The sequence below is a fragment of the Pseudonocardia pini genome, assembly GCF_013870575.1.
In the GTDB taxonomy this organism is placed as follows: Bacteria; Actinomycetota; Actinomycetes; order Mycobacteriales; family Pseudonocardiaceae; genus Pseudonocardia; species Pseudonocardia pini.
Map to the genome: position 1 here is coordinate 1 of NZ_JACBXB010000498.1, position 4,151 is coordinate 4,151.

Annotated in this window: 5 protein-coding genes; 2 read left to right on the forward strand and 3 right to left on the reverse strand. The window is 72.8% G+C overall.

Annotated elements, in window-relative coordinates; genetic code table 11:
- From H5J29_RS23240 to H5J29_RS23250, 3 genes are all read right to left on the reverse strand, one after another.
- Positions 1-1,130: phosphotransferase family protein (locus tag H5J29_RS23240; protein WP_181783163.1), on the reverse strand; the 1,130-nt coding region annotated here is incomplete at its 3' end.
- A gap of 7 nt (positions 1,131-1,137) precedes the next feature.
- On the reverse strand, positions 1,138-1,728 hold the full coding sequence (locus tag H5J29_RS23245; protein WP_181783164.1) for a TetR/AcrR family transcriptional regulator: 591 nt from the start codon (positions 1,726-1,728) through the stop codon (positions 1,138-1,140).
- Positions 1,729-1,805: 77 nt separating this feature from the next.
- Positions 1,806-3,062 carry an acyl-CoA dehydrogenase family protein gene (locus H5J29_RS23250; protein WP_181783165.1) on the reverse strand — a complete coding sequence of 419 codons (1,257 nt, stop codon included), beginning with the start codon at positions 3,060-3,062 and terminating at the stop codon, positions 1,806-1,808.
- Between the two features lie 64 nt (positions 3,063-3,126).
- On the opposite strand from H5J29_RS23250, the gene H5J29_RS23255 reads away from it, so the two are divergent.
- Positions 3,127-3,894, forward strand: coding sequence for an enoyl-CoA hydratase/isomerase family protein (locus H5J29_RS23255; RefSeq protein ID WP_181783166.1), 768 nt, complete (start codon positions 3,127-3,129; stop codon positions 3,892-3,894).
- Positions 3,895-3,899: 5 nt separating this feature from the next.
- Positions 3,900-4,151: enoyl-CoA hydratase-related protein (locus tag H5J29_RS23260; RefSeq protein WP_181783167.1), on the forward strand; the 252-nt coding region annotated here is incomplete at its 3' end.

Here is a 4,151-nt window from a genome sequence, read left to right on the forward strand (position 1 = left end):
GCGTTGAAGCTCAGGCGGCCCGCGGAGGCGAGGCCCTCCGAGCCGACCATCGACGCGAAGCCGGGCATGACGTCCTCGCGCAGGTACATCGCGACGGCGTCCAGCAGCTGGGCGGCGGTCGGCTGCCCGTGCAGGTCGGACACGGGCGCGGGCTCCACCGTGGGGTCGCCCGCCGGGTGCCCGAGGGCGAGCAGCAGGTCGTGCTCCTGCTCGCACACCCGGCGGCCGATCGCGATCAGCTCCACGGACGGGACGGCACCGGAGAGGTGCCGCTCCGCCATCCCCCGACAGCCGACCGCCCACCGCGCGGTGCCGTACACCTGCCACCACCGGACGGCCGCCGGGTCGGGGCGGGTGCCCGCGACCTCGGCATAGCCGTCGAGGAGGTCCGCGAGCGGGCCGTAGCCGCCGACGGCGGGCTCCTCGCCGAAGCGCCAGCACTTCACGCAGAGCCAGCCGAGGTCCTCGCGCGGGTCGCCGCGGTGCACGGCCTCCCAGTCCAGGACCGCCTGCACCCCGTCGGCCGAGATGATCATGTTGCCGTTGCGGAAGTCCCCGTGCACGACGGCCTCGGGGACCGCGTCCGGCCGGTTGCGCTCCAACCAGTGCAGGGCGATCTCCACCGACGGCAGGGGCTCGCCCAACGCGTCGTAGGTCTCCCGCAGGTGGGTGAGCGGCTCGCGCTCCTCCAGCCCGGGGACCTCGGCGAGCGGGATGGCGTGCACCCGCGCCACCGCCCGTCCCAGCTCCGCGGCGAGCCTGGGCCGCACGTCGGCGTACTGCGGGTCACGCAGCAGCCGCCGGGCGATCGTCTCGCCGTCGACGTGCCGGGTGACCAGATACGGCGCCCCGACGACGGCGGGGTCGGCCCCGTGGTCCACCAGGTGCGGCACGGGCACGCCCGCCCGCTCCGCGGCCGCGATCGCCCTCGCCTCGAGGACCATCCCGTGGGGGCGGTCGGTCGTGCCGGGCGGGTCGCGGCGCAGGATCAGCCGCTCCCCGTTCGCGGTGAACGACCAGGTCTCGCGGCTCGCACCGCCGGTGAGCCGGTGCAGCCCGGCGACCTCGACGTCCGTCCCGAGGACCTCGGCGAGCGCGACCGCGAGCTGCTTCGCCAGCTCCGCGGTCACGGGGTGCCTACTCGGCGTCGACCATGTCCAGCGAGAGGCGCTGGTAGCGCTCCACCATCTCCTCGCGGGTGGCGGACCCCGAGGGCGAGAACCAGCTCGCGACGCCGGTGCACATCACCACGATCGCCCGCGCGGCCTCGGCGGGCAGCGGGGTGTGGAACACGCCCTTCTCCACCCCGGCGGCCACCACGCCGTCGAACAGCCGCTGCTGGGCCTGCCGCTTCGCCAGGTGCGGGGTCCGGGTCGGCTCCTCCAGCGCACGCAGCTCGCTGGTGCCCAGGAGCGTGCCGCGCTGGTCCTCGAGGTGGAACAGGATCTGCACCGCCACCAGGGCTCGCAGCTGCTCGACGGGGTCCTCCCCCGCCTGCTCCACCGCCTCCCGACTGCGCGCGAGCAGGGCCTCGATCCCCCGCTCCATGATCACCGCGAGGACGGCCTGCTTCGACGGGAAGTGGTGGTACAGCGCCGCGGGCGAGAGTCCGGCCCGCAGCGCGATGTCCCGCACGGAGGTTCCGTGGTAGCCGTGCTGCGCCATCGTGGCGATCGACGCCTCGATGATCACTGCGTCGCCCGGCGCGGCACTCGGGCGTCCTGCCACCGGTCGTCCCCTCCTCCGTTGCGCCGGAAGGCCTCCCGACGTGCGGCGAGACTACCGGTCCGGGCTCGAGCACGGCCTCAGCGCACCTTGTTCGGGCCTGCGAAGCCGAACAGGTAGCCGGCGACCTTGCGCATCTGGATCTCCTCCGCGCCCTCGGTGATCCGGTAGCGGCGGTGGTGGCGGTAGATGTGCTCGAACGGCGTGTGCCGCGAGTACCCCAGCCCACCGTGGACCTGCATCGCCCGGTCCGCCGCCTCGCACACGAACCGGTTCGCCCGGTAGTTGCACATCGAGACCTTGTCGCTGATCTCCATGTGCGGCACCCGGTCCAGCTCCCACGCGGTCTTGCGCACCAGCCCGCGCAGCATCTCCGCCTCGGTCTGCAGCTCCACCAACGGCCACTGGATCGCCTGCCGGGTCGCCAGCGGCGCCCCGAACGTCACCCGCTCCCGCGCGTAGGCCACCGCCCGGTCGATGCAGAACTGCCCCGCACCCACCCCCGACGCGGCCTGGCGGATCCGGTTCTCGTGCACGAAGGTCTGCGCGACCGCCAACCCCATGCCCTCCTCACCGAAGATCGCCGAGTTCGGCACGCGCACGTCGGTGATCGTCACCTCGGCGTGGTCGGTGGGCATGTTCAACGTCCACCAGTGGAAGTCCACCGAGAACCCCGGCGTGTCCGTGGGCACGAAGAACGCTGTGATCCCCCGCCCGTCCCCGGCCTCGCCGCTGGTCCGGGCGAACACCACGTCGTGGGTCGCCGAGTGCATCCCCGAGTTCCACCGCTTGGCCCCGTTGATGATCCAGTCGTCGCCGTCGCGGACCGCGTTGGTCTCCATCCACGTCGCGTCCGAGCCGTGGTCGGGCTCGGTCAGCCCGAACCCGATCCGGGCCCTCCCGGTCAGCATCGGCTCCAGGTACTCGTCCTTCTGCTCCTCGGTGGCGAAGGCGAGCAGCATGTGGGCGAACGGGAAGTTCCCGACCACGCTCGACTCGTTCTGCAGGTCGTTGTGCAGCCCGAGACCCTTGTGCGCCAGGTGCTCCCGGATCACCGCCATGTCGAAGTTGGTGCCGTCCTGGCCACCCACCTCCTTCGGCAGGGCGTACCGCAACCACCCCGCGGCGTCGGCGCGGCGGCGCATCTCGCGCAGCAGCTCCTCCCACTCGCGACGCGGCGTGCCACCCGCCTCGAAGTCCGTGCGCGCCCACTCCCGACGATGGTCGAAGAAGCGTTCGTTGTCGTCCTGCGCCTGCAGCGGCACGATCTCCCGCTCGATGAACGCGTCAATCTCCTCGAGCTTCTGGGTCAACTCCACCGGCAGCGCGAAATCCACGAGTCCTCCTTAACGATCGTTCAGCTAGGATGACACCGGCAACGGGGCCGACGGAAGGGGTCGCATGGAAGAGATCCGCTACGAGGTGGCGTCGGGAGTGGCCACGCTGACGATCGACCGCCCGGCCAAGAAGGGCGCGATGACCTACGCGATGCTGGCCGAGTTCACCGACCGCATCGACGCCGCGGGGGCGGATCCCGAAGTAGGCGTGCTCTTGGTCACAGGCGTGCCCGGCAGCTTCTGCGCCGGCATCGACCTCGCGGACCTGGCGAGCCGCTCGCCCGACGACCGCGGCGGGGGCCGACAGCGAGGCGTCCCGGCGCTGATGGAGTGCCCGAAGCCGGTCGTCTGCGCGGTCGACGGGATGGCCGTCGGGATGGGTGCGGAGTTCGCGACCCAGGCCGACATCCGGCTCGTCTCGCCGCGGGCGCGGTTCCGCTGGAACTTCGTGCACCGCGGGCTGGTCTCGGACACCGGGGCGGGCACCTGGCTGCTCCCCCGCCAGATCGGCACCCCCGCGGCCCTGTGGCTGCTCTACACCGGGGACGACCTGGGCGCGGACGAGGCGGTGGCCACGGGTTTCGCGGCCGGTGTGCACCCGTCGGAGGAGCTGGGCAAGGCCGCGCGGGAGCTCGCCGAGCGGATCGCCACCGCGTCGCCCTTCGCGCTGTCGCGCACCAAGCAGCTGGTCCTCTCGGGGGCCGGGACGACCATGGCCGACCACGTCGGCGCCACGCGGGACGCGCTGACAGAGTGTTTCGCGTCAGAGGACCACGCCGAGGGGGTCGCCGCGTTCCTGCAGCGGCGGCCCGCCCGGTTCACGGGGAGGTAAGCACGATGCCCGAACAGCGGGTGACCGTCACGATCACGGCGGGGGTCGCGGACGTGCGGCTGGCCCGGCCGGAGAAGCGCAACGCCCTGGACCCGGCGATGTTCGCCGCGCTGGTCCGGACCGGCGAGGGCCTGGCCGCCGAGCCCGGGCTGCGTGCCGTGGTGCTCTCGGGTGAGGGTCCGGACTTCTGCGCGGGGCTGGACTTCGGGTCGTTCCAGGCCATGCGGGACGGGGAGCGGCTCTCCGCCACCGCGGAC